29 protein-coding genes are annotated in these 23,863 nt (G+C 70.3%); 15 read left to right on the forward strand and 14 right to left on the reverse strand.

Translation table 11 applies throughout. From position 1 onward, the window contains the following. Positions 1-174: 174 nt before the first annotated feature. The 3 genes from OG332_RS28255 to xseA form a co-directional block, all read right to left on the reverse strand. Positions 175-765, reverse strand: coding sequence for a malonic semialdehyde reductase (locus OG332_RS28255; RefSeq protein WP_327416096.1), 591 nt, complete (start codon positions 763-765; stop codon positions 175-177). A gap of 97 nt (positions 766-862) precedes the next feature. Next, positions 863-1,081 carry an exodeoxyribonuclease VII small subunit gene (locus tag OG332_RS28260; RefSeq protein ID WP_319723379.1) on the reverse strand — a complete coding sequence of 73 codons (219 nt, stop codon included), beginning with the start codon at positions 1,079-1,081 and terminating at the stop codon, positions 863-865. Between the two features lie 118 nt (positions 1,082-1,199). Continuing rightward, positions 1,200-2,414, reverse strand: coding sequence for an exodeoxyribonuclease VII large subunit (gene xseA / locus OG332_RS28265; protein WP_327416097.1), 1,215 nt, complete (start codon positions 2,412-2,414; stop codon positions 1,200-1,202). A 392-nt stretch (positions 2,415-2,806) separates the two neighbouring features. On the opposite strand from xseA, the gene OG332_RS28270 reads away from it, so the two are divergent. Then, entirely contained in the window at positions 2,807-4,168 is a 1,362-nt protein-coding gene (locus OG332_RS28270; protein ID WP_327416098.1) for an IS110 family transposase, read from the forward strand. A gap of 94 nt (positions 4,169-4,262) precedes the next feature. Here OG332_RS28270 and OG332_RS28275 read toward each other — a convergent pair whose 3' ends face one another. Then, complete coding sequence (locus OG332_RS28275; RefSeq protein WP_327416099.1) at positions 4,263-5,921, reverse strand: APC family permease; 1,659 nt, start codon at positions 5,919-5,921, stop codon at positions 4,263-4,265. 86 nt (positions 5,922-6,007) lie between these two features. On the opposite strand from OG332_RS28275, the gene OG332_RS28280 reads away from it, so the two are divergent. Together OG332_RS28280 and ppgK are read left to right on the forward strand one after the other, a co-directional pair. Continuing rightward, positions 6,008-7,000: a 4-hydroxy-3-methylbut-2-enyl diphosphate reductase gene (locus OG332_RS28280; RefSeq protein ID WP_327416100.1), complete on the forward strand. Its 993-nt coding sequence runs from the start codon at positions 6,008-6,010 to the stop codon at positions 6,998-7,000. A gap of 21 nt (positions 7,001-7,021) precedes the next feature. After that, the gene (gene ppgK / locus OG332_RS28285) at positions 7,022-7,813 is read left to right on the forward strand and encodes a polyphosphate--glucose phosphotransferase (protein ID WP_327416101.1); all 792 of its coding nucleotides are present in this window, start codon (positions 7,022-7,024) and stop codon (positions 7,811-7,813) included. Here ppgK and OG332_RS28290 read toward each other — a convergent pair. Next, entirely contained in the window at positions 7,810-8,208 is a 399-nt protein-coding gene (locus OG332_RS28290; protein WP_327416102.1) for a DUF6542 domain-containing protein, read from the reverse strand. The genes ppgK and OG332_RS28290 overlap by 4 nt on opposite strands. Positions 8,209-8,463: 255 nt before the next feature. Here OG332_RS28290 and ychF point away from each other — a divergent pair, with 255 nt between their 5' ends. Further along, complete coding sequence (gene ychF, locus OG332_RS28295; protein WP_327416103.1) at positions 8,464-9,552, forward strand: redox-regulated ATPase YchF; 1,089 nt, start codon at positions 8,464-8,466, stop codon at positions 9,550-9,552. A 145-nt stretch (positions 9,553-9,697) separates the two neighbouring features. On the opposite strand, the gene OG332_RS28300 is transcribed toward ychF, so the two are convergent. Together OG332_RS28300 and OG332_RS28305 are read right to left on the reverse strand one after the other, a co-directional pair. Beyond that, entirely contained in the window at positions 9,698-10,117 is a 420-nt protein-coding gene (locus tag OG332_RS28300) for a PIN domain nuclease (RefSeq protein WP_327416104.1), read from the reverse strand. Beyond that, on the reverse strand, positions 10,117-10,359 hold the full coding sequence (locus OG332_RS28305) for a type II toxin-antitoxin system VapB family antitoxin (protein WP_031144348.1): 243 nt from the start codon (positions 10,357-10,359) through the stop codon (positions 10,117-10,119). Before OG332_RS28305 ends, OG332_RS28300 begins: the two co-directional genes overlap by 1 nt. Positions 10,360-10,599: 240 nt before the next feature. On the opposite strand from OG332_RS28305, the gene OG332_RS28310 reads away from it, so the two are divergent. Then, positions 10,600-10,818: a hypothetical protein gene (locus OG332_RS28310; RefSeq protein WP_327416105.1), complete on the forward strand. Its 219-nt coding sequence runs from the start codon at positions 10,600-10,602 to the stop codon at positions 10,816-10,818. Here the strand turns inward: OG332_RS28310 and OG332_RS28315 are convergent. Then, positions 10,796-11,221, reverse strand: coding sequence for an SRPBCC family protein (locus tag OG332_RS28315; RefSeq protein ID WP_327416106.1), 426 nt, complete (start codon positions 11,219-11,221; stop codon positions 10,796-10,798). The genes OG332_RS28310 and OG332_RS28315 overlap by 23 nt on opposite strands. Positions 11,222-11,307: 86 nt before the next feature. Between OG332_RS28315 and OG332_RS28320 the strand changes: the two genes are divergently transcribed. Next, positions 11,308-11,862 (forward strand): restriction endonuclease fold toxin-2 domain-containing protein, encoded by a 555-nt coding sequence (locus tag OG332_RS28320; RefSeq protein WP_327416107.1) that lies wholly within the window; start codon positions 11,308-11,310, stop codon positions 11,860-11,862. A 14-nt stretch (positions 11,863-11,876) separates the two neighbouring features. Further along, a complete protein-coding gene (locus tag OG332_RS28325) occupies positions 11,877-12,332 on the forward strand; it encodes a hypothetical protein (protein ID WP_327416108.1) in 456 nt (151 codons plus the stop codon). A 229-nt stretch (positions 12,333-12,561) separates the two neighbouring features. On the opposite strand, the gene OG332_RS28330 is transcribed toward OG332_RS28325, so the two are convergent. The 3 genes from OG332_RS28330 to OG332_RS28340 all read right to left on the reverse strand — a co-directional run bounded on the left by OG332_RS28330 (position 12,562) and on the right by OG332_RS28340 (position 14,119). Next, positions 12,562-12,825, reverse strand: a complete 264-nt coding sequence (locus tag OG332_RS28330; RefSeq protein ID WP_030207783.1) for a type II toxin-antitoxin system RelE family toxin — start codon at positions 12,823-12,825, stop codon at positions 12,562-12,564. Next, positions 12,818-13,087 carry a type II toxin-antitoxin system Phd/YefM family antitoxin gene (locus OG332_RS28335; protein ID WP_060180502.1) on the reverse strand — a complete coding sequence of 90 codons (270 nt, stop codon included), beginning with the start codon at positions 13,085-13,087 and terminating at the stop codon, positions 12,818-12,820. The genes OG332_RS28330 and OG332_RS28335 overlap by 8 nt, the downstream gene beginning before the upstream one ends. 450 nt (positions 13,088-13,537) lie before the next feature. Then, positions 13,538-14,119, reverse strand: coding sequence for a Uma2 family endonuclease (locus tag OG332_RS28340; protein WP_327416109.1), 582 nt, complete (start codon positions 14,117-14,119; stop codon positions 13,538-13,540). A gap of 268 nt (positions 14,120-14,387) precedes the next feature. On the opposite strand from OG332_RS28340, the gene OG332_RS28345 reads away from it, so the two are divergent. The 4 genes from OG332_RS28345 to OG332_RS28360 all read left to right on the forward strand — a co-directional run bounded on the left by OG332_RS28345 (position 14,388) and on the right by OG332_RS28360 (position 16,987). Continuing rightward, positions 14,388-14,597: a hypothetical protein gene (locus tag OG332_RS28345; protein ID WP_327416110.1), complete on the forward strand. Its 210-nt coding sequence runs from the start codon at positions 14,388-14,390 to the stop codon at positions 14,595-14,597. A gap of 99 nt (positions 14,598-14,696) precedes the next feature. Continuing rightward, positions 14,697-15,074 (forward strand): PadR family transcriptional regulator, encoded by a 378-nt coding sequence (locus OG332_RS28350; protein ID WP_319723399.1) that lies wholly within the window; start codon positions 14,697-14,699, stop codon positions 15,072-15,074. Further along, positions 15,071-15,646 carry a hypothetical protein gene (locus OG332_RS28355; RefSeq protein WP_327416111.1) on the forward strand — a complete coding sequence of 192 codons (576 nt, stop codon included), beginning with the start codon at positions 15,071-15,073 and terminating at the stop codon, positions 15,644-15,646. Before OG332_RS28350 ends, OG332_RS28355 begins: the two co-directional genes overlap by 4 nt. 141 nt (positions 15,647-15,787) lie before the next feature. After that, entirely contained in the window at positions 15,788-16,987 is a 1,200-nt protein-coding gene (locus OG332_RS28360) for an FAD-dependent monooxygenase (protein ID WP_327416112.1), read from the forward strand. A gap of 18 nt (positions 16,988-17,005) precedes the next feature. Here OG332_RS28360 and OG332_RS28365 read toward each other — a convergent pair whose 3' ends face one another. Continuing rightward, positions 17,006-18,001 (reverse strand): SMP-30/gluconolactonase/LRE family protein, encoded by a 996-nt coding sequence (locus tag OG332_RS28365; RefSeq protein WP_327416113.1) that lies wholly within the window; start codon positions 17,999-18,001, stop codon positions 17,006-17,008. 80 nt (positions 18,002-18,081) lie between these two features. Between OG332_RS28365 and OG332_RS28370 the strand changes: the two genes are divergently transcribed. The 4 genes from OG332_RS28370 (at position 18,082) to OG332_RS28385 (ending at position 22,016) form a co-directional block, all read left to right on the forward strand. Further along, positions 18,082-18,519, forward strand: coding sequence for a MarR family winged helix-turn-helix transcriptional regulator (locus OG332_RS28370; protein ID WP_327416114.1), 438 nt, complete (start codon positions 18,082-18,084; stop codon positions 18,517-18,519). 135 nt (positions 18,520-18,654) lie between these two features. Continuing rightward, positions 18,655-19,971, forward strand: a complete 1,317-nt coding sequence (locus OG332_RS28375; protein ID WP_442816214.1) for an alpha/beta hydrolase — start codon at positions 18,655-18,657, stop codon at positions 19,969-19,971. Positions 19,972-20,145: 174 nt separating this feature from the next. Further along, complete coding sequence (locus OG332_RS28380) at positions 20,146-21,228, forward strand: alpha/beta hydrolase (protein ID WP_327416115.1); 1,083 nt, start codon at positions 20,146-20,148, stop codon at positions 21,226-21,228. Further along, positions 21,225-22,016: a trypsin-like serine peptidase gene (locus tag OG332_RS28385; RefSeq protein ID WP_327416116.1), complete on the forward strand. Its 792-nt coding sequence runs from the start codon at positions 21,225-21,227 to the stop codon at positions 22,014-22,016. Before OG332_RS28380 ends, OG332_RS28385 begins: the two co-directional genes overlap by 4 nt. A gap of 18 nt (positions 22,017-22,034) precedes the next feature. Here OG332_RS28385 and OG332_RS28390 read toward each other — a convergent pair whose 3' ends face one another. Further along, positions 22,035-22,970: an EamA family transporter gene (locus tag OG332_RS28390; protein ID WP_327416117.1), complete on the reverse strand. Its 936-nt coding sequence runs from the start codon at positions 22,968-22,970 to the stop codon at positions 22,035-22,037. A gap of 44 nt (positions 22,971-23,014) precedes the next feature. Further along, positions 23,015-23,836 (reverse strand): isocitrate lyase/PEP mutase family protein, encoded by an 822-nt coding sequence (locus OG332_RS28395; RefSeq protein WP_327416118.1) that lies wholly within the window; start codon positions 23,834-23,836, stop codon positions 23,015-23,017. Positions 23,837-23,863 lie beyond the last annotated feature (27 nt).

A 23,863-nucleotide genomic window follows, 5' to 3' on the forward strand; every position in this document is an offset into this window, starting at 1 on the left:
CGGGCAGGGCCGGTGCCATGCGCCCCGAGCCGGTTGCGTGCGACCTGGCCCGGTGCCCTGCGGGACCGGACCGGCCGGCCGGCGCAGTACGCGAGAAGGGCCGTGCGCCCCGGGATCCCGGGGCGCACGGCCCTTCTCGCGTACTGCGGTCTGCGGCTAGGGCCGCGGCCGGGCTCAGACGGTGGTGACGACCTCGTCGAACGCCAGGCGCGGGGAGCGCGGGAAGGCGGCGTCCTCGCCCGGCTTGCCGATGTTGACGACCATCAGCGGGGTGTGGTCGGCGTCCAGGAACTCCTTCTGGATGCCGCCGAAGTCGGCGCCGGTCATCGGGCCCGCGGCCAGACCGGCGGCGCGGACGCCGACGATGAAGTACGCGGCCTGCAGGGCGGCGTTCAGCAGCGCGGACTGCTCGCGGACCGGGCGCTCGGCGAAGAACATGTCCTTGGCCTGCGGGAAGTGCGGCAGCAGCTGCGGGAGCTCCTCGTGGAACTCGTTGTCCGCGGAGAGGATCGCGACCAGCGGCGCGGTGGCGGTCTTCGCCGCGTTGCCCTCGGCCATGTGCTTCACGAGGCGCTCGCGGGCCTCGGGGGAGCGGACCAGGGTGATGCGCAGCGGCGTCTGGTTGAACGCGGTGGGGCCGAACTTCACCAGGTCGTAGATCGCCTGGACCTGCTCCTCGGTGACCGGCTCGTCCGAGAACGAGTTGGCCGTGCGGGCCTCGCGGAACAGCAGGTCCTGCGCGGCGGAGTCAAGAACGAGAGACATCGGAAAGCCTTCTTCCATACGGAGGTGAAGCGATGTCCCAGACTCTACGGCCGAAGTAGATGAATTTTCAACTAAATGCCTGTGATGGTGACCGGGATCACTCCTCCTCGGCCGGCTCGCGCGCCGCCAGCGCCGAGTCCAGCCGGGCCCGGGCCCCCTCCAGCCAGTGCCGGCATACCTTCGCCAGCTCCTCGCCGCGCTCCCAGAGCGCCAGCGAGTCCTCCAGCGAGGTCCCGCCCGCCTCCAGCTTGCGGACGACCTCGATGAGCTCGTCGCGGGCCTGCTCGTATCCCAGCGCGGTCTCGGCCTCTGCCATTCCCTTTTCCACCCTATGTGTGTAGTGCAACCAGTTGGTTGCGGCCGTGTGTCGTGTTTCCGGGTGCCGCTGCCCGCTGCCCGCTGCCCGCTGCCCGCTGCCCGCTGCCCGCTGCCCGCTACTCGGGCGGAGCGACCCGTACGGAGAAGGTGCCCTCCGCCACCCGGGCGCGCAGCACCTCGTCCGTCCCGAGTCCCTCCGGCGAACGCACCACATGGCCGTCGGCCCGCTGCAGTACGGCGTACCCGCGCTCCAGGGTCGCGGCCGGGGACAGCGCCACCACCCGGGCGAGGGTGTGGGCGAGCTCCGAGTCGGCCCGGTCCAGCAGGTGCCCGAGCGTGCGCCGGCCGCGCGCCAGCAGCGCGTCCAGCTCGTCCTCCCGGATCTCCACCATCCGCTGCGGGTGGACGAAGACCGGCCGGGCGAGGGCGTGCGCGAGCCCCCGCTCCTCCCGGTCGAGCAGACCGGTCACCGCGCGCAGCCCCCGGCCCTGCAGCTGGCGTACCCGCTCCAGCTCCTCGCCCACGTCCGGGACCACCTTCTTCGCCGCGTCCGTGGGCGTGGAGGCCCGTACGTCCGCGACCAGGTCCAGCAGCGGGGAGTCGGGCTCGTGGCCGATCGCCGAGACCACGGGGGTGCGGGCCGCCGCGACCGTGCGGACGACCTCCTCGTCGGAGAAGGGCAGCAGGTCCTCCACGCTGCCTCCGCCGCGCGCCACGATGATCACGTCGACCTCGTCCAGGGCGTCGAGCTCCTTGACCGCCTGGACCACCTGGGGCACCGCGTGCACCCCCTGAACGGCGACGTTGCGCACCTCGAAGCGGACGGCCGGCCAGCGGCGCCGGGCGTTCTCCAGGACGTCGCGCTCGGCCGCCGAGGCCCGCCCGACCACCAGCCCGATCAGCTGCGGCAGGAAGGGCAGCGGCTTCTTGCGCTCCAGTGCGAAGAGCCCCTCGGAGGCCAGCGACCGCTTGAGCCGCTCCAGCCGGGCGAGGAGCTCGCCGATGCCGACGGGCCGTATCTCCGTGGCCCGCAGGGACAGCTGCCCGCGCGGGGCGTACCACTCCGGCTTGGCCAGCAGGACGACCCGCGCGCCCTCCGAGACCACGTCCGCGACCTCGTCGAAAACCTGGCGGAAGCAGGTCACGCTGACCGAGATGTCGTGCGAGGGATCGCGCAGCGTCAGGAAGACCACCCCCGCCCCCGGCCGCCGCGAGAGCTGCGTGATCTGCCCTTCCACCCACACCTGACCGAGCCGCTCGATCCAGCCCCCGATGAGCCGGGACACCTGGCCTACCGGCAGCGGCGCCTCGGCCGACGTATTCAGACCCATGCACGCAGGCTAACGGGCGCCGCTGACATTGATACTCGTAGCGGGTTCCGGTGGTCGTGGCTCTGCCACTGACTGACACCCTGCTGGGTTGTCTTCCGGCTGTACCGTCCGGCTGCCGGGGCCCGTTCTTCATGGCTCCGGCCAGGTGGAACATGACCTGATAGGAGTCAGCCGTTCACCTGCGGTTGACGCCTCGCGAGCGTGAAAATCGGTACGGGGGCTGTCCGCCGACGCCGCTTGATGTTTGGGCTGTGAGCCCGCATAGGAGTCTGGTGAGGGAGCCGTCCGAGGGGCCGCACACTGTCGTCTCGAGCACGCCGTTCAGCTTCTCTGTCTCCCCTCAGGCTTCCCGGGCAGCCCCCGCCCGCACCTTGCGCAAGGGGAGGAAGACGATGGAGGAGTCCAGGGAGGACCACGACGACGGAAGTGTTGCCCGGGTCGCGGCGATCGACATCGCCAAGGCGTCCGGGATGGTGTGTCTGCGCGTCCCGCACGACACCATTGAAGGCCGGCGCGTCCAGCAGGTCTGGACGGTCGCGTCCACCACGAACGCGATCCTCGAGCTCGGCGACCGGCTGGTCTGCCAGGGTGTCCAGCGGGTGGTGATGGAGGCGACGGGCTCGTACTGGCGGCCCTTCTTCTACCTCTTGGAGGCCCGTGGCCTGGAATGTTGGCTGGTCAACGCCCGCGATGTGAAGAACGTCCCGGGCCGGCCGAAGACCGACAAGCTGGACGCGGTCTGGCTGGCCAAGCTCGCCGAACGCGGCATGGTCCGCGCTTCGTTCGTACCGCCCAAGCCGGTCCGGCAGCTACGGGACCTCACCCGCACCCGCACGGTCTTCATCCAGGAACGCACCCGGCACAAGCACCGGGTGGACAAGGCCCTGCAGGACGCGCAGATCAAGCTGTCCGACGTTGTCTCGGACCTCTTCGGCCTCTCCGGCCGGGCCATGCTCGACGTCCTGGCCGCCGGTGAACGCAACCCCCGAGCTCTGGCGGATCTCGCCAAGGGGAGCCTGGTGAAGAAGAAGCCGGCCCTGGCCGAGGCACTCACCGGGCAGTTCGAAGAACATCACGGCCGCCTGCTGGGAGTGTTGCTGGGCACCATCGACCACCTCACCGCGCAGGTCCGGGAACTCGACCGGCTGATCGCCGACCTCATGGAACAGACCAGGGCCCCGCACGACGGCACCGGAACCGGACCGCCCCGCACAGACGACACCAGCACGTCGTCAGCCCGTGACGCTGTGACCGCGCGGGAACTGGCCGAGCGTCTGGACGCGGTCCCCGGCATCGGACCGGCCACCGCCCAGATCATCCTCGCCGAGATCGGCTTGGACATGAGCCGCTTCCCCACCCCCGAGCACCTGGTCTCCTGGGCGAAGCTGTGCCCCCGCACGATCCAGTCCGGAGCGAAGAACACCACCGGCCCAGCCGGCAAAGGCAACCCCTGGCTCAAGGGCGCCCTCGGCGAGGCCGCCAACGCCGCCGCCCGCACCGACACCTTCCTCGGCGCCCGCTACCGCAGGATCGTCAAACGCCGCGGCCACGCCAAAGCCCTCGTCGCCGTCGCCCGCTCGATACTCGTCATCACCTGGCACCTGATCAACGACCCCGACGCCCGCTACCAGGAACTCGGCGCCGACTGGCACCAGCGACATCTCAACCCCGCCCGCAAGACCCGCGACCTCGTCCGCCAGCTCCAGGCCCTCGGCCACCAGGTCACCCTCGCCGCCCCCACTACTGCGGCCTGACCGCACTCCTCGTTCCCGACGTCCGTCCCGCTCCGCGGAACGGACGCTGCCGCCTGCCCGGCTGAGGTTCGATTTTCCGTTCAGCTTCAGCGTCTCAGGCTCCGGGGCGGGTGTCGGGGCCCGGGGACGCGGAATCCACGGGTCCGCCCGGTGCGCGTGAGGCGCCCGGTGCGGGTGAGTCGCCAGGTGTACGTGAGACGCCAGGTGTACGTGAGACGCCAGGCTTACGTGAGACGCCCGGCGCGCGTGAGACGCCAGGTGCGCCGGGTGCACGCGAGACGCCGGGTGCGCCGGGTGAACTCGGTCCGTCCGGTGCGCCCGGCCCGGCCGGTCCGCCGCGTCTGCCGCGCTGGGCGAGGAGCACGCCCAGGCCCACCGCCAGCCACACCGCCCCCACCACCTGCGCCGTCCAGGAGGCCTCCACGATCACCGCGACGGTCACCGCGGCGCCGAGCACCGGCATCACCAGGTGCTTCCACCAGACCGGCGGGCCCTCCCGCCGCTTCACCACGAACCAGCCCACCACCGACGCGTGCAGCAGGGTGAAGGCCACCAGCGCCCCGACATCCACGACGGACACCAGGTGGTCCAGCCCGTCGTCGCGCCGGGCCGCCCACACGGCGGCGACCAGCGTGATGGTGGCCGCCACCAGCAGGGCGAGCCGCGGGGTGCCGTGCGAGGTCCGCGCGAGCGCCCGGGGCAGCCGCCCCTCCCGGGCCATCGCGAACACCAGCCGCCCGGCCGCCGCCTGCCCCGCCAGCGCCGCGAAGGCCGCCCCGATCGCCTTGCTGACCGCCACCAGGTCGTGCAGCCAGGTGCCGACCGAGGACTCCACCGCGTCGTAGAAGGCCGGTCCCTGCAGCCCCGGATCGGCCGCCAGCTCCGCCGCGGAGACGGGCATGAGCAGCGCCGCCAGATAGCTCTGCGCGACGAACAGCAGCCCGGCCAGCGCCAGGCAGAAGAGCACCGCCCGCGCCACGCGCTCCGAGCCGCCCGCCCGTCGCCCGCCACCACCCTTCCAAGGAGCTTCGCGCCCCTTCTCACGCACCTCCTCGGCGAAGGAGGCGATCGCGTCGAAGCCGAGGTACGACAGCACCGCCACCGACACCGCGCCCAGTACGGCGCCCGCGCTGAAGCCGAGCGAGCCGTCGCCGGTCAGCGGCGAGAGCCAGCCGCGCTGCGCCCCGCCCTGGGCCAGGACGGTCACCGCGGCGACCAGGAAGACGAGCAGGACGAGGATCTCCATGGCCAGCACGGCGAAGCCCACGCGCGCGGCCGCCCGTACGCCCCACAGGTTGAGGAGGGTGGTGACCACGACGGCCAGGGCCGTCCACACCCACCGGGAGACCTCCGGCACCAGCGCGTTCATCGCGATCCCCGAGAAGAGGTACGCGACCGCCGGGATCAGCAGGTAGTCGAGCATCGCCATCCATCCGGCGATCAGCCCGGGCCCCTCGCCCAGGCCCTTGCGGGCGTAGGTGAAGACCGAGCCGGCCTGTGGGGCGACCCGCACCATCTGGGCGTAGGAGATGGCCGTGAAGGCCATCGCGACGGTCGCCGTGAGGTAGACGAGGGCGACCGCGCCGTGCGACTTGGCGTCCAGGGTGCCGAAGACCCCGACCGGAGCCATGGGGGCGATGAGGAGCAGGCCGTAGACGACCAGGTCCCGGAAGCCGAGGTTCCGCCGCAGCGGGCCGGCCGGGGCCCGCTCCGGGACCGGGGCCGCCGCACTGGGATCCGTACCCGACGCCATCGGCCCTCCGAGGGACGCTGTGAACACGCTTGCGATCAAGTGTGGGACGGACGGGGGACGAACGGCCTGCTGGGGACCCCCGTACGATGGAGGGCATGACTGCTGCCGCTTCCCGCCGTGTCCTGCTCGCCGCCCCTCGCGGCTACTGCGCGGGCGTCGACCGAGCCGTGATCGCTGTCGAGAAGGCTCTCGAGCAGTACGGCGCGCCGGTCTACGTCCGCCACGAGATCGTGCACAACAAGTACGTCGTCCAGACGCTGGAGAAGAAGGGCGCCATCTTCGTCGAGCGGACGGAGGAGGTGCCCGAGGGCTCCATCGTGATGTTCTCCGCGCACGGCGTGGCGCCGGTGGTGCACGAGGAGGCGGCGCGCGGCAAGCTGGCGACGATCGACGCCACCTGCCCCCTGGTCACCAAGGTGCACAAGGAAGCCATCCGGTACGCGAACGAGGACTTCGACATCCTCCTCATCGGCCACGAGGGCCACGAGGAGGTCATCGGCACCTCCGGCGAGGCCCCGGACCACATCACGATCGTCGACGGCCCGGACGACGTCGCGAACGTCGAGGTGCGGGACGAGTCGAAGGTCGTCTGGCTGTCGCAGACCACCCTCTCGGTCGACGAGACGATGGAGACAGTCGACGCGCTGAAGACCAAGTTCCCGCTGCTGGTCTCGCCGCCGAGCGACGACATCTGCTACGCCACCTCGAACCGGCAGGCCGCCGTCAAGGTGATGGGCGCCGACTCCGACCTGGTCATCGTGGTCGGCTCGAAGAACTCCTCGAACTCCATCCGGCTGGTCGAGGTCGCGCTCGACGCGGGCGCGGGCGCCGCGTACCTCGTCGACTTCGCGAGCGAGATCGACGAGGCCTGGCTGGAGGGCGTCACCACCGTCGGCCTCACCTCGGGCGCCTCGGTGCCGGAGGTCCTGGTCGAGGAGGTCCTGGAGTGGCTCGCGGCGCGCGGTTACGCCGACGTGGAGATCGTCAAGACCGCCGAGGAGTCGATCGTCTTCTCGCTGCCCAAGGAACTCCGTCGCGACCTGCGCGCGGAGGCCGCCGAACTGGTCGCCGACAAGTAACTCCTTTCGTACGGTATGTCCATGCAGATCTTCGGCGTGGACATCGGCGGATCCGGGATCAAGGGCGCTCCCGTGGACCTGGACCGTGGCGACCTGGCGCAAGAGCGCCACAAAGTACTGACACCGCAGCCGGCCACCCCCGACAGGGTGGCCGGCTGCGTCGTCGAGGTGGTGCGCCAATTCGACTGGGACGGCCCGGTGGGCGTCACCTTCCCCGGGGTGGTCACGGGCGGCGTCACCCGTACGGCGGCCAACATGGACAAGGCCTGGATCGGCGTCGACACGGCGGACCTGCTCTCGGGGCGCCTGGACGGCAGGCCGGTCACGGTCCTCAACGACGCGGACGCGGCGGGGATCGCGGAGATGACGTACGGGGCCGGGAAGGGGCGGGACGGCACCGTCATCCTGCTCACGCTCGGCACGGGCATCGGGAGCGCCCTGTTCCGGGACGGGCTGCTGGTCCCGAACACGGAGCTCGGACACCTGGAGCTGAAGGGCCACGACGCGGAGACGCGGGCGTCGGTGAAGGCCAAGGAGGACCACGGCCTCACCTGGGAGCGCTGGGCGCACCGGGTGCAGAGGTACCTGGAGCACGTGGAGATGCTCTTCTCCCCCGACCTCTTCATCATCGGCGGCGGCGTCAGCCGCAAGCCGGAGAAGTTCCTTCCGCTGATCGAGGGCGTCCGGGCCGAGATCGTGCCGGCGAAGCTGCAGAACAACGCGGGGATCGTGGGCGCGGCGATGGCGGCGAAGGGGTCCGCCCCGGGCCAGGGCCGGGGCCAGGATCAGGGCGAGGGCCAGGGCCAGGGCTAGGAGGTCGAGGCGGTCCGGCGGGGGAGCCGCCTCTTCCCGATCAGCGCCGCCTTGCGCACGACGACGATCAGCGCGGCGACCAGCGTGCCCGCGTACAGCCAGCCGGCGTGCAGGGACAGGGCGGACACCAGCCCCATCAGCTGCCCGCCGAAGCCGCCGGAGCCGCCCGAGATGGGCCACACCCCGGCGGCGAAGGCGATGGGGGCGCTGATCGGCGCGGTGATCAGGTCGGCGGGCCGTACCCAGAGCGCGGCGGCGGCCGCGACGGGCACGAAGAGCAGCCCGTAGACGAAGAGCGAGGAGCTGAAGAGCAGCCAGCAGATCCCGGCGACGAGCACCATGCCGGCGCACGCGAACAGCCCGCCGCCGAGCCCGGTCAGCCGGGGCCGGGGCATCCGCCGAGCCGGCGCGGGCCGCGCGGCGCCGCCCTGGGCGGGCACGCCCGTCGGCGGCCGCCGACGCTGGGCCGGAGGTCGCTGCGGGTGAGGGGCCGGTCGCGTGCTGTATTGCTCCACCCCACCAAACTAGGCGGGGAGGCGGCCGGATCGGGCCCCGGACACGCGTACATCCACCGCCACTCATCGGAAAGTAAACTGTCCGGTGGCCCACCTCCGGGCCGCCGCCCCCTCCAGCTACGGGAAGTCGCCAACGTGTCGCTCACGATCGGAATCGTCGGCCTGCCGAATGTCGGCAAGTCGACCCTGTTCAACGCCCTGACCAAGAACGACGTGCTGGCGGCCAACTACCCGTTCGCCACGATCGAGCCGAACGTCGGCGTCGTCGGCGTCCCGGACCAGCGCCTCGCCGTGCTGGCCGGCATCTTCGGCTCGCAGCGAATCCTCCCGGCGACGGTCGACTTCGTCGACATCGCGGGCATCGTCCGCGGCGCCTCGGAGGGCGAGGGCCTGGGCAACAAGTTCCTCGCGAACATCCGCGAGTCGGACGCGATCTGCCAGGTCATCCGCGCCTTCAAGGACGAGAACGTCGTCCACGTCGACGGCAAGGTCTCGCCGAAGGACGACATCGAGACGATCAACACCGAGCTGATCCTCGCCGACCTCCAGTCCATCGAGAAGGCGGTGCCGCGCCTGACGAAGGAGTCCCGTCTCCAGAAGGAGAAGGTCGCGGTCCTGGCCGCCGTCGAGAAGGCCCAGAACATCCTGGAGGAGGGGCACACCCTCTTCTCCCGCGGCATCACCAAGGGCACGGAGCAGGGCGACCTCCTCCACGAGCTCCACCTCCTCACCACCAAGCCCTTCCTCTACGTCTTCAACGTGGACGAGGACGAGCTGACGGACGACGCGTTCAAGGCGGAGCAGTCCGCGCTGGTCGCCCCGGCGGAGGCGATCTTCCTGAACGCCAAGCTGGAGGCGGACCTGGTCGAGCTGGACGACGAGGAAGCCCTCGAACTCCTCCAGTCGGTCGGCCAGGACGAGCCGGGCATGGCCACCCTGGGCCGCGTCGGCTTCACCACCCTGGGCCTGCAGACCTACCTGACGGCCGGCCCGAAGGAAACCCGCGCCTGGACCATCAAGCAGGGCGCCACCGCCCCGGAGGCCGCCGGCGTGATCCACACCGACTTCCAGCGCGGCTTCATCAAGGCCGAGGTCATCTCCTTCGCGGACCTGGTCGACTGCGGCTCGGTCGCCGAAGCCCGCGCCAAGGGCAAGGCCCGCATGGAGGGCAAGGACTACGTCATGCAGGACGGCGACGTGGTCGAGTTCCGCTTCAACGTCTGATCGCGCACCCAGAGGCGGCCTGACCTGCGAGGACGCGGGTCGGGCCGTTCTGCTGTCCGCAACAGTCCGCAGAACGGGTCGACCCTGAGGGGAAGGCCACCCCGCGCCAGCCCCACTGGCCGGCAACCATCAGGATGGAATCAGCTCAGTGGTCGGCGCTACCCGGGGGTACCACCCATTGGGTCGGCTGTCCGGTGATGGAGGCGATCATGTCGAAGTCGCCGTCGTAGTGGAGGACGGTCAGCCGGTGCAGTTCCGCGGTGGCGGCGATGAGCAGATCGGGGAGGGACAGAGCGCGGTGGAAGCCGGCGTTGAGGGCGTGGCGCTGGGTCTCCAGGGCACGGGTGAAGGTGTCGTCGTCACAGGTGAGGTAGTCGAATGCGTGGAGCCAGGTGCTGATGCGCAGCGCTTCTGCGGTGGTGCGGGCGGAGTGCACCATTTCGTATTCGGTGGGCTGGCACACGGCTAGCAGGTAGCGCTCGTGCAGCGGCTGGAGCGCGTCTTTTACCGGGGGGTTCGACCATCGAGCGAGGGCGGACTTGTCGATGAGGTAGCGGCCTTGCATCAGGCGGCCTGGCCGCCTGTGCGCTTGAGGGAGCCGTCGGCGTTGCGGGGGCCGGTGTTCTCGATGATCTCGCTGAAGTCGAGCTCGCCTGAGTCCATGGCGTCGAAGAACTCTTGGCGCAGGTGGCGCTTGACGGCGTCCTCCATGGCCAGTCGCACGGCCTTCGCCTTGGTCTTGGTGCCGAAGATGCGCATAGCCTCGGCGACCATGTCCTCGTCGAGATCGATGACTGTCCGAGCCATGGTTTGCTTCCCTTCTCCGGGAGGTGTACTACGCAAAACGATACCATCTCGATGGTGATGGCGATGTCGTTTTGTGGTCCGGTTGCACCGGACAGCCTCTGGGGTCGGGATGGCCCGGCACCCTGGACGGTTGCTGGATCCACGCTGGATCGGTCCTGCGCGTGAGCTGTTCCCGCAGGTCATCGCGGAGTCGTCGATATTCCGCTTCAAGGCGGCGGCTCCGCCGGCCTGCCGGTGGTCATGGCGCAACAGTGCGCGGGCGGCCTCGATCTCCTCGCGGGTGAGCTCATTATTGTCGGTCTCGAAGTCGGCAACGATCTCCCGGAGTTTGTCCATGGCGACCCGCTGATCGAGGGCTTCGGCGACATGGGCGGAGAAGCCGCCGGGCCCGACGTGGCTGCTGACGCGGGCCGCCCCGTCGGCCGGGCCCAGGGGGTCACCTTTCGACCAGACCCTTGAATCGCTCAAGGTCGCCCCGGACGGTCTGGGCGATCGCGTCGGACTGGGCGAAGCCCTTCGGGCCGCCGAAGGTCTCCCGGACTGCGTCCGGGTCGTAGTCGAGCCGGACCTGGACGCGGGTGTGGCCGGCGTCCAACGCCCGCAGTGTGAACTCTCCCTTCAGGCCCGGACTGTCGGCGGTCTCCCAGGCCATCACCCGCCCGGCGTCGCCGTCGGTGATCGTGGCCTCCAACTCCCGCTCTCTGCCGCCCGCCTTGACGTCGAGATGGGCCACATCGGCGCCGCGCGTGTTCGCGTGCCGCAGGCCGGAAACGAACTTCGGGTAATCGTCGAAGCGGTGCAGCTGCTCCCAGGCGGCGGCCGCCGGAGCATCGATGTCGATCTGTTCCATGAGCGTGCTCATCGCAAGCCTCGCTTCCTGACCCGGTCACCCCGGGTCACCGCTAGGTCCAGCCTGCGCCCTCTGTCGGGCACAGGGCAACCTGCTCGGTGGAGGCCGTCGACGGCCTCGGAGAAATGCTCGGTCAGGGCGTTGAACGCGGCTCCGCCAGCGGCCAAGGTTGGCGGGCAGGCATTCCAACGCCTGGCGGCTTCGCCGGCGGCGGAGGCCCGAGCGACCCGGACAACGCCTACCAGCTGCGCACTTCCGGGTATTCGGAACGGGAGGTGCCACTGGCCGGGAAGAACCGTGGACTAATGGTGGACGGCATACGGCCCGTTGACGGATACCTCGTCGAGGCGAAGCACGTTCGTGATCCCGACTGCAAGAAGAAGAGCTTCCGATCCCTGGACCGCTTGGAAGAGACTTTGGCCAAACCGGTCAAGGTGGACTCGCAGGGAAAGATCGCTTGGGATCCCGTCATCGACTCCATGTACGCCGGAGACGAGAAGGAGCTCGTCCGGTACAAGCAAGCAATGGAGAACCCCGCGAACAGCGAGATCCGGGGACTGGAGATCGTCACGAACGGCAAGGACAACGCTGCCTACTGGCAGTCCATGATGGCGATGTCGGGTACGCCGGGCTCGACGCGATACGTGCCGTGAGACAGAGGAAGACCGTGCCCACTGAACGGAATATCCGCACCAATTTCGCCTTCTACCCGCCCCAGGGCGACGGCGGAGCTTGGCGCGCCACGGCCGAGTCTCTGGAGAGGGCTCTGAGGGAGGCATTCCCCGAGCCCACCGTGGACTATCGGATCTCGGCCATCCACAGCGTCCCCGTCCTCGATTTCGAGATCGAGCTGGCGCCTGGCGTATGGATCGACGGGACGGCGTCGATGCCTAAGCCCGACTATGCCTTCATCACTCTGACCGATGTGACCGCAGGCGAAGCCGCTGTCTTCGCGCGGTGGCTTCGGGACTCCTTTGTGCCCGCACCGCACCTCGTCTGGTTCGCGAGCAGCCTCGCTGTGGCGAACGGCGAGCAGGACCCGTGGCCGCTGCCGGCCGAGGGTGGCGACGACGAGCTCGCGGCGGAGCTGCGGAGGCACCTCGACTCCGTCGAGACCCCGTAGGCCAGTCCGCAGACAGTCCGCAGGACACCCGTAAACAGCCGCCGGGACCCAACGCACGCCAACGGAGAAATGCCTGGTCAGGGCGCTGTGTCGGGCTCCGCCGCAGGTCAGGATCGGGGTTCAGGCATTCCGCTTCAACGTCTGATTGGACGTGGACAAACGGCCTGACCTGTGAGAAAGCAGGTCAGGCCGTTGTGCTGTCCGCAACAGTCCGCAGAACCTGGAGCAGCTACGTGTCGTAGACCGTGGAGCGGTGTCCGACGTGTACGACCCACACCACCAGCTCCCCGTTGTCGATCGTGTAGACGACACGGTAGTCGCCGACCCGTAGGCGGCGGCGCTCAGGCTGGGATACGAGCGCGGTGGTGTTGAAGCCGAAGGGGTCGCTCTCCAGCTCTGTCAGTTTGGCCAGGATGCGAAGCGCCATGTCACGCGGGATCTTGCGCAGCTCGGCCTGGGCCTCGGGCCGGAACACCGTGCGATAGTCACTCACTGCGTGCCAGCGTCTCCCTCATCACGTCCTCGATCGGGACGCCAGCGGCCGGGCTCGCCATGCGCTCGTCGATGATGCGGTTGATCTCGCGCTCTTCCCACTCCTGGTACTTGCGCAGTACCTCGATCGAGACCACGGCGGCGACCTGCTTGCCGCGACGGGTGATGACAGTGGGCACGTCGTCGCGGTCGGCCCGTTCGACGACTTCGGCCAAGTGAGCGCGTACGTCGCGGATGGACTCTATGGGCAGCGGCTGAGTCATGCCTCAAGGGTACCGAGTGTGCCATGTGTACACAATCTGGGTTGCGGGCACGCGTTGGGATGAGCCGCCGATTGGGTGGCTAATTCCGGGGACAGAGATCCGGGAGCAGTTCCTTCTCTTACCTCTTACCGTTCGTGAGGTCGCAGGCGTGATCGTGTTGGCGCCGCTGTGCGCGTCAATCTTCAGTGTGGCCGCGGTCTGTATCGGCGGGAGGCTGCTAGCCGACGTCCCGCTGCTTGCATTCCCTGTCCATCGGCCGGGGGCGTGGCTGCGGCGGTTCCACGCGCGCCTGGTCAGGGCGGTGTGTCGGGCTCCGCCGCAGGTCAGGATCGGGGTTCAGGCATTCCGCTTCAACGTCTAGTCGGTTCGTTACTGCATGTGAGAAACATGCGGGTCAGGAGGGGTCGGACTCTGGTGAGTCCGCCCCTTCCTGCATTCCCGAGCCGACTGTCAGTTGCTGCGTGGCGGTGTGAGCTTGTCGAGGTCCAGGCTGACCTCGAAGGGCACCGGCCGCTGGAGGGTGCCCCGGAAGATACCGGCGGGCGCGTAGGAGCCAGTCGGTCCGTCGAGCTCGTAGACGTGGACCACGGGCGCCCCGTCCTCGTCCTCGATGCACCAGTAGTGCGGGATGCCGGCCTCCGCGTACTTGCGGAGTTTCACTGTGCGATCGCGATGTGCGGACTCGGGTGACACCGCCTCCACGACGAGCTTCACGTCCTCCGGGGCGTACCAGGTGCGGTCGGGGTCGTAGGGCAGGTCCGTCAGCAGGAGGTCCGGCTCGGGGCGGTTGCGGGCATCCAGGCGGATCGTCATTTCCCGCTCGACCTCGAAGCCGGCCGGCGCCTGCGCCATGAGCGTGGTGGTCAGGGCGGTGACGAGGCGGCCATGCCAGGACCGCTGGGGCGACATCATGAAGACGAGTGCTCCGTCGATCAGCTCGGTGTGGCGCGGTGCTTCCGGTAGGCGGTCGAGGTCCTCCGCGAACCAGCCTTCCGCACGCGGCGGGCGCATCCAGTCGGGCAGTGCGGTCATGGGACAACCCTAGCGATTGCAGCCCTCATGAGGGGGCCTTGTGCCCTTGATCCATACGCGGCGCACGGATGTCGTAGGGATGCTCGAGGCCGCCTCACTGCTGGTGTCCGAAGGAGTGGCCACCGAGAACGACATCACGGTCCGACGTCCGGGACTGCCTCGCACACGACGAGTGGGAAGTGGCGCTCGACCTGCTGCTGATCGACCAGTTGGCCGGCCGTGCCCGAGACGGCCTCCGATTACCTGGGGCACGGCTACCGGCGGGCCCATGCCGCTCGAAGCCGTCGTTGCCCTGATTGTCGTCACCGTGATCGTCGTCGCGCTGGTCGCCCTGCTGAGCGCGGCCGCGGCGGTACTGCTCGCCCGCTCGGCGGGAGCATCGCGTCCGTCCGCCTTCATGCGCGGGGGTGTGACCTTCGGAGCGACCCTCACCCTCCTCGCGCTCCTTTCCTCCACCGTCGCGGGGCTTCTCCGGTGACGGGAGGGGAACGTCCGCACGGGGCAGTGCCCCGGCACGCCGGCCGGTCCGGACATGGTTTCTTGCGGTGCAAGGTAGTTGCGGACTATCTTGTGCCGCATGACAAAGGAGCTGCCCGCGACCGGTGACCAACGGCGCAGTCAGCTCCTGCGCGGGGTGCTCGACCTGTGTCTGCTGTCGTTGATCGCCGAGCGGCCGAGGTACGGCTTCGAGTTCGCCGAGGCGCTGGCCGGCGGTGGGATGGAGCTGGTCAGTGACGGCAGCATCTATCCGCTGCTCGCTCGGATGGAGCGGGCGGGGCTCGTGTCCTCGTACCGTGCTCCGTCGCCCAGTGGCGGTGCCCCGCGCAAGTACTACCGCCTGACCGAGGCGGGGCGCACCGAACTGAGCGGCGGCCGGGCCGACTGGCAGGCCTTCGCCGGGGCGGTGGGCCGGATCCTGGCCGGTACGGAGTCCACGGGGGACAGCACATCATGACGAACGCGCAGATACTCGCCGCCTGCCGCAGCAACTGGGAGTACCGGGGGGTCGACGAGGCTTCGATGCGCGAGATGCTCGACGAGCTCTCCGCGCACCTCGAGGACGCGGAGGCCGCCGGCCGCACCGCGCAGGACGTCGTCGGCCGGGACGTCCGGGCCTTCGCCGCGTCCTGGGCGCGGGCCCGCGCCCCGTTCTCCCGCCGGGCGCCGCGCACGCTGGCCATGGCCTGCTTCGTGGCCGGCTGCCTCCTGCTGGGCGCGTACCTGATCCGGTGGACCACCGAGGTGGACGTGACCGCCGCCTTCCTCGCCTTCTGGCTGGCCACCGGCACGGCCACGGTCGCCTGGGAGCTGCGGCGGGGCAGCATCGGCTTGGTGAAGAGCTGGCTGGTCGGCCTCGCCGTCGGTCTGCCCGCGGCGATCGTCACCCAGCGGCTGGCCGGTGACGGGGTGCTGTTCGCTCTGCCGCTGTGGGCCGCGCCGCTCCTGCTGCTGCCCGGACTGCCGTACGCCGTCGCCGACGTGCGCGCCGCGAAGCGCGGCCGCAAGGTCGAGGTCGAAGCCCTTTGAGCAGAGGGCAGAGCGGAATGGAGTGGCTCAACTTCCCCTTGCGCAAGGTTACTTGATGGTATCCCTGTCCGGTGCCCCGGAGGCTTGGCACGATCGCGTGATCACGTGCCCCGCCTGCGACGCAAGGAGAGTGTCACCGCGATGACGAACGCAACGGTCCTGATATCCGGAGCCGGGATCGCCGGTACCGCGCTGGCCTACTGGCTGCGCAGGCACGGTTTCAAGCCGACCGTGGTGGAGCGGGCCCCCGAGATCCGCGACGGGGGCTATAAGGTCGACATCCGGGGCGCGGCGCTCGAGGTGGTCACGCGCATGGGGCTGCGGGAGGACATCCGCAAGCACCGTACGGACGTGCGCGGCGGCTCGGTCGTCAACGCCGCCGGCAAGCGCGTGGCCAGCATGGACGGGGACACCTTCGGCGGCCGGCAGGGCGAGGACGCGGAGATCCTGCGCGGTGATCTCAACCGGCTGCTGTACGAGGCGGCCGCGCGGGAGGTCGAGTACCTCTTCGACGACTCCGTCACCGGCATCGACGAGGGCGACTCCGGGGTGACGGTGACCTTCGCGAGCGGCCGGGTCCAGGACTTCGGCCTCGTCGTCGGTGCGGACGGGCTGCACTCCGCCACCCGTGCGCTGGCGTTCGGCGACGAGGCGCGGTTCGTGCGCGACCTCGGCTACTACGTCTCCATCTTCAGCGTGCCCAACCACCTCGCCCTCGACCGGTGGGAGCTGACCTACGTCGGCCCCGGCCGCACCGCGCTCACCTACAGCACGGCCAAGGACGCCGGAGCCAAGGCCATGTTCCTCTTCGCCTCCGCACCACTGGAGTACGACCGGCGCGACCGGGCCGGCCAGCAGCGGCTGCTGGCCGACGCCTACGCCGGCGAGGGCTGGGAGGTGCCCCGGCTGCTCGAAGCCATGGACGGGGCACCGGACTTCTACTTCGACTCGCTCAGCCAGGTCCGCATGGACCGCTGGTCGACCGGCCGGGTCGCGCTGCTCGGCGACGCCGCCTACTGCGCCTCGCCCGCCTCCGGGCAGGGCACCAGCCTCGCGCTGGTCGGCGCGTACGTCCTGGCCGGTGAGCTGGCGGCAGCCGCCGGTGAGCATGCCGCCGGACTGTCCGCGTACGAACGCGAGATGCGCCCCTTCGCCGAGCGCAACCAGGAGCTCGGGCCCGCCAACATCAAGCGGATGGTGCTGCGCAGCGCGGGCCAGGTCCGGATCTCCATGGCGATGCTGTCGCTGCTCTCCCGCCTCCCGGGCAGGGACCGGCTCATGGCCAAGGCCGTCGAACCGATCCACAGGGCCGCCACGGCGATCACGCTCAAGCAGTACTGACGGCCCCGGCCGCCGCGCTCAGAAGCCGCGGACCGAGGCGATCGTGAACGTGGTCGGGGTGCCCGAGCCCGGGGACATCGGACCGCCCTTGTCGAACTGGGAGCGGACGACCAGCGTGCGGCCCGGGGTGCGGGCGAGGGTGGTGGGGATCTGCAGCGACGGGTCCGTGATCGTACGGGTCAGCCGGGCCCGGGTGCCGTCCGCGGAGAGCTGCCAGCGGGTCAGCGTGTTGGTGGTGTTGTGCGCCACGCGCAGGGTGCCGTCGGGGGAGAGGTCGAGTCCGTCGGCGGCCTTCAGGTCGCCTCCGGTGAGGGCGACCCGGCGGACGGCACCCGTGCGCAGGTCGATGCGGAAGAGCTCGCCCTCCACCATGTCGACGGTGAGGAGGTAGCGGCCCGTCCGGTCGGAGGCGATGCCGTTGAGGCTGAACCCGCCCGCAGGCCGGGGGCGCAGGGCCGGAGTGAGGTCGTAGGCCTCGGTCAGGACGCCGCTGCCGGCGGCCAGCTGCTCGGGGGTCACGCGGTAGACCACGCCGCGGACGCTGTCGGTCAGGTACGCGGTGCCGTCCGGGGTGACGGTCAGGTCGTTGACGAAGCGGGCGGCGCTCCCCGCGGCCACCTCGAAGTGGGCGATCCGCGCCCCGGTGGCGGTGTCGTAGACCGCCACGCCCGCGGTGGAGTCCGTCACCCACAGGCGGCCGTGGGCGTCGACCCGCAGGCCGTTCGCCGTGTGCCGGCCGTCGGTGCCGGCGGGCAGGAACACCTCCGCCTCGGGCCGGCCGGGGCGGGCCCGGTAGACGGTGCCGTCCGCGTACGAGCCGACGTAGACCGTGCGGGTGCGGGGGTCCGTGGCGATGCCCTCGGGGTAGACCTTCGCGCCGGGCAGGGCGAAGGCCGTGGATATCCGGCCGTCGGTCGCCTGCGCGGGTGCCGCGCCCACGGTGAGGGCCGCGGCCAGGGCCGTGGTGAGGGCCAGGACCGTGGTGGGCAGGAACTTCTTCTGCGGTGCACGCATGAACAGGTGTCCTCTTCTCGATATGTGAGGACGAAGATAAGTTAGAGCTCTAATGCATGCAAGGGTCGTAGGATGCGGGAATGACCTCCATGCCCCCCGAGGAGCGCATCGGTGCGCACATCAAGCGCGCCGAGCAGGCACTTCTCGCGGCGAAGAACGTTGCGTGCAAGCCGGCCGCAGTAACGGTTCCGCAGTACGCCGCGCTGCTCTGGCTGGCCGAGAAGCCCGGCATCTCCGCGGCCGCGCTCGCCCGGCTGTGCGGGGTGACGCCGCCGACCATGAACACCGTCCTGAAGAACCTCCAGGAGCGCGGGCTCATCGAGCGGACCCCGCACGAATGGCACCGCAACGTGTTGGAGACCCGGCTCACCGACGAGGGGCGCGCGGTGATGGAGCTGGCGGACTCCGGCGCCGTACGGGTGGAGCGGGCGCTCGCGGCCGCATTCAGCGCGGAGGAGCGGGAGTTGCTCATCGGGCTGCTCGGGCGGTGCACGGAAGTGCTCGACGCCCAGCGCTGAGGGCCGTGGTTCCGCCGAGATCCCCGTCGTTTTTTGCTCGGATTTGGAACTGTGCGGGGGTTTCGCGCATCAGCACTAGGGGATGCCCAGCCGTTCTGCCCTCGGGGGCAGTCAAGACCGTTCGGAGCGAAGTCCGTGCACCAGTACCCACAGCGCCCGCGGCCTGATGACCGGCCGTCGTACGAGGAGTACCCGCCCCGGGGGCGGGGTCGGGGCCCCTACGAGCAGCCGCAGGCGCAGCGCCAGGGATACCAGGGGTATCAGGACCACCCGGAGTACCAGGAGCAGCAGCCGTACACGCAGCACCAGCACCAGCCCCAGCAGCAGGACCAGAACCAGCACCAGCACCAGCAGTACGGCGGGCAGCCCCCCGCCGACGAGCCCCCGCAGCCCAGGCGGTCCCGGCGCCGAATATGGATCAGCGCGGTGGTCGCCCTCGCGCTCCTGCTCGGCGGCGGCGGTTTCGCCGCGTGGAAGCTCGACTGGTTCTCGGGCGACGGCGAGGCGGTGAGCTTCGGCAAGACCCCGCCCCCGGCCGCGGAGAAGAGCGAGCCCGGATCCCCGGCCACCCCGGCCAAGCCCTCCGGCGACCCGGACGTGCTCATGCCGACCGGCCCGAAGTCCGACTTCAAGCAGACAACCAAGCTCGACGACGGCACGGTCATCGCCAAGACCCGCCTCGCGGGCGCGAAGTCCGGTTTCGAGGGCGACGTATGGGTGTGGGCGCCCAAGGAGTACGACGACCCGAAGTACGCCAAGAGCGGCTTCCCGGTCCTCATCGCCCTCCCCGGCGGCAACGGCTTCCCGGCCAATTACTGGTCCGACCGCAGCCTCGGCCTCCAGAAGGCCATCAGCGAGGGCGTCCGGGCCGGCACCAGCCTGCCGTTCATCGTGGTCATGCCGGTGCTCAACCCGGACGCCAAGTACTACTACGACGGCTCCGACATCCCCGGCCAGGCCAAGATGGGCACGTGGATGGCCGAGGACGTCCCGGACTTCGCCAAGGCCAACTTCCGTACGTACAAGTCCCGTGACGGCTGGGCCTTCATGGGCTCCTCCTCCGGCGCCTTCGTCGGCATGAAGACGGTCCTGCAGCACCCGGACAGGTTCAAGGCCGTGATCGCCAGCGGCGGCGAGATCGTTCCCGATTCCCCGCTGTGGAAGGGCCACCAGGCGGAGATGGACGCGAACAACCCCGAGAAGCTCGCGAAGAAGCTGATCGACGGCAACGGCCCCGAGGTCTACATCAACTTCCAGATCGGCACGAAGGAGAGCGGAAAGGAGCGGATGGCGAAGTTCCAGCAGCAGTACGGCAAGGGACCCGTCAAGATCACCATCCGCGACATCCAGAACGGCGAGCACAACGGCTGGCACTACGTCCGGGGCATGAAGGAAGGCTCCCTGGAGTGGGTCAGCAAGGTGCTGAAGGGCCCGAAGCCCGAAGCCGGCTGACCCCCGCCCGGGCACCGCGTGGCAGCCGCCGGGCTGCCACGTGGTGCTCACCACGTCCCGCCCGTCCCAGGCAACCCATCCGGTCGTTCATACCTCTGTAAAGGGTGTAAGGGGGACCGATCGGTCCGACCCGCGCTCCGAGGTGAGCGCCGGAGAAGGAACGGGACAAAAACCGTGCAGCATGACCAGCAAGGCGACGGCAGCCCCATGACCAAGGGCAGCAGCCGTCGCCCCCACCGCCTGCGCCTGATTCTGATCAGCGGCGGACTCGCGCTCACCCTCGCCGGGGGCGCGGCCGCCTACAAGTACGGCCTCTTCTCCGACATAGGGGATCCGGTCTCCTTCGGAAAGGTCCAGGAGAAGGCCGCCGTCGCGGCCGACGTTCCGCCCGAGGTGCTCATGCCCACCGGGCCGGCGGCCCAGTTCGTCCGCACCAACCGGCTGCCGGACGGCACGCAGATCGGCCGGACCACCCTCACCGGCAAGAAGTCCGGCTTCACGGGCGACGTGTGGGTGTGGGTGCCCAAGGAGTACGACGACCCGAAGTACGCCAAGAGCGGCTTCCCGGTCCTGATCTCCCTGCCCGGCGGCCGCGGCTACCCCACGAACTACTGGGGGACCGGCCCCGGCCTCGGCCTGCAGAAGGCCGTGAGCGACGGCGCCAAGGCCGGCACCAGCCTGCCCTTCATCCTCGTCATGCCGGTGCACAACGCCGACACCAAGCACCACTTCGACGCCTCGGACATCCCCGGAGAGCCCAAGATGGGCACCTGGATGGTCGAAGACGTCCCGGATTTCGCGAAGGCCAATTTCCGGACCTTCACCTCCCGCGACGGGTGGGCCTTCATGGGCTCCTCCGCCGGCGGATTCGGTGCCTTCAAACACGTCCTGAAGTACCCCGACCGGTTCAAGGCCGCCATCGCGAGCGGGGTCGACATCGTCCCCGATTCCCCGCTGTGGAAGGGGAACACGCAGGCCATGGACGAGAACAACCCCGAAAAGCTCGCCGAGAAGCTGATCAAGGCGGGCGGCCCGGACGTCTACATCAACTTCCAGATCGGCACCGCGGAGAGCGGCCGCGACAAGGCCGAGAAGTTCATGAACGACTACGGGAGGGGCCCCGTGCACACCTCGCTGCAGGTGATCCAGGATGGTGAGCACAACGGAAAGTCGTACGTGCGCGGTATGAGGGAGGGCTCCCTGGAGTGGATCAGCAAGGTGATGAAGGGACCGACACCCGACCCCGCCGTGCGATGAGCACGGTGGTGAAGGGTGCCTCCGCGGCCGCCGCCGCGGGGATCGCGGCGATGTGCGCCGTCGCGTTCATGCAGGCGCCCGGCGACCGCCCCGTGCTGCCCTTCCCCACCGTCGGCGTCCTCATGGCGGGCGGCGAGCACTGGTGCACGGCGAGTGTCGTCGACAGCCCGAAGGGCAACGTCGTCGCCACCGCCGCGCACTGCGTGGCCCCCGCCGGCGAGGACGGCCGGCCGGGCGAGGTGGCCCACGACGGCCTCGCCATCGGCGAGCTGTCCTTCGCCCCCGCCTTCTCCGGCGAGGGCGCCGGCACCCAGCCGCTGGGCGTGTGGAAGGTCCGCTCGATCCACGTGGACGACCGCTGGACGAAGTGGGGCGAGGACACCGCCGACTTCGCCTTCCTCACCATCGCGCCGGACGAGGACGGGCGCAGCGTCCAGGACGCCGTCGGCGGCCGCGCCGAGGCCCCGAAGCCCGAGTGGACCTCCGGGTACGACCGGGACGTGACCGTCGTCGGCTATCCGGAGTCCGAGCACAACCCGCAGAACAAGCCCGTCTCCTGCACGACGCAGACCCGCCACGACGACGAGGATCCCGACATGCTCTACATGAGCTGCGCCGGGTTCTGGACGGGCACCAGCGGCAGCCCCTGGATCGCCGATCGGGGCGGGGCGGACCACGCCGGACGGCTGATCGGGGTGCTGAGCGGCGGGGACACGGACGTGGACTCCACGGCCGCACTGTTCGACGAGCACGCGAAGGCCCTCTACGAGAAGGCCGCGCGGGGCTGAGCCGGCGCCCTGTGCCCGCTACTTCTTGCGCTCCGTGCTGACGATCACGCCCACCGCCGCCACGACGATCGCGCCGCCGACCACGATCGGCCAGGTCAGGGCCTCGTCGAGGATCAGCGCGCCGAGCGCGACGGCCACGACCGGATTGACGTACGCGTACGTGGCCACCAGCGACAGCGGCGCGGCCTGGAGCAGCCACACGTACGCGGTGAAAGCGACGAGCGAGCCGAAGAGCACCAGGTAGCCCAGGGCCAGCCAGGAGGCGGTGGAGAAGGCCGCCGGGTCCAGACCGCGGTGCTCGCCGCGCAGCAGGCCGACGACCACCCCGCCCACTCCGCCGGCGAGCATCTGGTACGCGCTGCCCGTGAACGGATTGCCCGGCAGCGGCAGCTTCGACGCCGAGAACGAGCCCAGCGACCACAGGACGGACGCCACCACGATCAGCAGCACCCCCGACAGCCGCACCGTCCCGCTGAGGCCCGGACTGGTCAGCACCGCGAGCCCGGCCAGGCCGACGAGCACCCCGCCCAGGGTGCGCAGCGGAGGCCGGTCACCGGTGCTCGCCCGCAGCACCACCAGCCACATCGGCACCGCCGCGACCAGCAGTGCGGCCAGGCCGGACGGCACGGAGGTCTCGGCGAGCACCACCAGGCCGTTGCCGCCGAGGATCAGCAGCAGGCCCACCAGCACCTCCGAGCCGAGCTGCGCACGGGTGGCCTTGAGCGCGGCCGGACCGTACCGCCAGGCGACGGCCGCGGCCAGCAGCAGGCCGGCGGTGATGAAGCGGGCTCCGGCGGAGAGGAAGGGCGGCATGGTCTCGACGACGATCCGGATGCCGAGGTAGGTCGAGCCCCAGACGACGTAGACCAGGGCGAGGGCGATCCAGACCGCGCCGGTGATCGCGCCGCGCGACGCGGGCGCCGCCTTGCCGTCCACCGGGGTTGATGTGCGCATGACCGGATCCTATGGTCGTTGCCCCATGCAGGCTTCTGGATGTCTCAGCCCTTGAGCAGGGTGTTCAGATCGCCGTAGGGGAGGGAGTGGGCGAGGGCGCCGTACGTGCCGTCGGAGAGCAGCTCCTCGGCGGCGCGGCGGACCACGGCGTACGCGGCTTCGGCGACCCAGGAGCCGAGGCTGACGCGGGACACGCCGAGGGCGCCGAGGGCGGCGACGGTCGGGGCGTCGGGGCCGAGGAGGATGTTGAGGGGGGCGTCGATGCCCTTGGCGAGTTCGGTGACGGTGGCCGGGTCGAGCACCCCGGGCACGAAGATGCCGGTGGCTCCGGCGCGGAGGTAGGCGGCGGCGCGGGCCAGGGTCTCGTCGAGGCGGGTGGCCGGGTCGCCGAGGCCCCTCAGGTACGTGTCGATGCGGGCGTTGATGTAGAGCGGGACCCCGGCGGCGTCGGCCGCGGCCCGGGCGGCGGCCAGGCGCTCGGCCATCTCTTCCGGGGCGCGGTGGGGGCCGTCCTCGATGTTGATGCCGACGGCCCCGGCGGCGAGCACCCCGGCGACGGTCTCGCCCACGGCGGCGGGGTCGGCGCCGAAGCCGCCCTCGATGTCGGCGGTGACGGGGACGGAGACGGCGCAGACCACGCGGGCGACGAGGTCGAGGGCCCGGTCGCGGGCGAGCGCGTCGCCGTCGGGCGAGCCGAGGGACCAGGCGACGCCGGCGCTGGTCGTGGCGACGGCGGGGGCGCCGGTGGCCTCGACGATGCGGGCGCCGGCGACGTCCCAGGCGTTCGCGAGGGCGAGGGGGTTCGCGGAGGTGTGCAGGTCCGCGAACGCGGTGGCCTTGGCGGCGAGGTCAAGATTCGTGGTCATGGGCCCACTTCAGCAGAACGGACGGGC

Source organism: Streptomyces sp. NBC_01233 (genome assembly GCF_035989305.1).
In the GTDB taxonomy this organism is placed as follows: Bacteria; Actinomycetota; Actinomycetes; order Streptomycetales; family Streptomycetaceae; genus Streptomyces.

Bases quoted from the DNA above. Each gene is read 5' to 3' on its own strand.
- OG332_RS28305 (WP_031144348.1), bottom strand. From the start codon at position 10,359: ATGGCTCGGACAGTCATCGATCTCGACGAGGACATGGTCGCCGAGGCT.
- OG332_RS28365 (WP_327416113.1), bottom strand. From the start codon at position 18,001: ATGCGTGCACCGCAGAAGAAGTTCCTGCCCACCACGGTCCTGGCCCTC.
- OG332_RS28350 (WP_319723399.1), top strand. From the start codon at position 14,697: ATGACAAAGGAGCTGCCCGCGACCGGTGACCAACGGCGCAGTCAGCTC.
- OG332_RS28340 (WP_327416109.1), bottom strand. From the start codon at position 14,119: ATGACCGCACTGCCCGACTGGATGCGCCCGCCGCGTGCGGAAGGCTGG.
- OG332_RS28300 (WP_327416104.1), bottom strand. From the start codon at position 10,117: ATGCAAGGCCGCTACCTCATCGACAAGTCCGCCCTCGCTCGATGGTCG.
- OG332_RS28335 (WP_060180502.1), bottom strand. From the start codon at position 13,087: ATGACTCAGCCGCTGCCCATAGAGTCCATCCGCGACGTACGCGCTCAC.
- OG332_RS28280 (WP_327416100.1), top strand. From the start codon at position 6,008: ATGGAGGGCATGACTGCTGCCGCTTCCCGCCGTGTCCTGCTCGCCGCC.
- OG332_RS28360 (WP_327416112.1), top strand. From the start codon at position 15,788: ATGACGAACGCAACGGTCCTGATATCCGGAGCCGGGATCGCCGGTACC.
- OG332_RS28255 (WP_327416096.1), bottom strand. From the start codon at position 765: ATGTCTCTCGTTCTTGACTCCGCCGCGCAGGACCTGCTGTTCCGCGAG.
- OG332_RS28260 (WP_319723379.1), bottom strand. From the start codon at position 1,081: ATGGCAGAGGCCGAGACCGCGCTGGGATACGAGCAGGCCCGCGACGAG.
- OG332_RS28275 (WP_327416099.1), bottom strand. From the start codon at position 5,921: ATGGCGTCGGGTACGGATCCCAGTGCGGCGGCCCCGGTCCCGGAGCGG.
- xseA (WP_327416097.1), bottom strand. From the start codon at position 2,414: ATGGGTCTGAATACGTCGGCCGAGGCGCCGCTGCCGGTAGGCCAGGTG.
- OG332_RS28390 (WP_327416117.1), bottom strand. From the start codon at position 22,970: ATGCGCACATCAACCCCGGTGGACGGCAAGGCGGCGCCCGCGTCGCGC.
- OG332_RS28315 (WP_327416106.1), bottom strand. From the start codon at position 11,221: ATGAGCACGCTCATGGAACAGATCGACATCGATGCTCCGGCGGCCGCC.
- OG332_RS28385 (WP_327416116.1), top strand. From the start codon at position 21,225: ATGAGCACGGTGGTGAAGGGTGCCTCCGCGGCCGCCGCCGCGGGGATC.
- OG332_RS28395 (WP_327416118.1), bottom strand. From the start codon at position 23,836: ATGACCACGAATCTTGACCTCGCCGCCAAGGCCACCGCGTTCGCGGAC.
- OG332_RS28290 (WP_327416102.1), bottom strand. From the start codon at position 8,208: ATGCCCCGGCCCCGGCTGACCGGGCTCGGCGGCGGGCTGTTCGCGTGC.
- OG332_RS28270 (WP_327416098.1), top strand. From the start codon at position 2,807: ATGGAGGAGTCCAGGGAGGACCACGACGACGGAAGTGTTGCCCGGGTC.
- OG332_RS28345 (WP_327416110.1), top strand. From the start codon at position 14,388: ATGCCGCTCGAAGCCGTCGTTGCCCTGATTGTCGTCACCGTGATCGTC.
- ppgK (WP_327416101.1), top strand. From the start codon at position 7,022: ATGCAGATCTTCGGCGTGGACATCGGCGGATCCGGGATCAAGGGCGCT.
- OG332_RS28310 (WP_327416105.1), top strand. From the start codon at position 10,600: ATGGCGCAACAGTGCGCGGGCGGCCTCGATCTCCTCGCGGGTGAGCTC.
- OG332_RS28370 (WP_327416114.1), top strand. From the start codon at position 18,082: ATGACCTCCATGCCCCCCGAGGAGCGCATCGGTGCGCACATCAAGCGC.
- OG332_RS28355 (WP_327416111.1), top strand. From the start codon at position 15,071: ATGACGAACGCGCAGATACTCGCCGCCTGCCGCAGCAACTGGGAGTAC.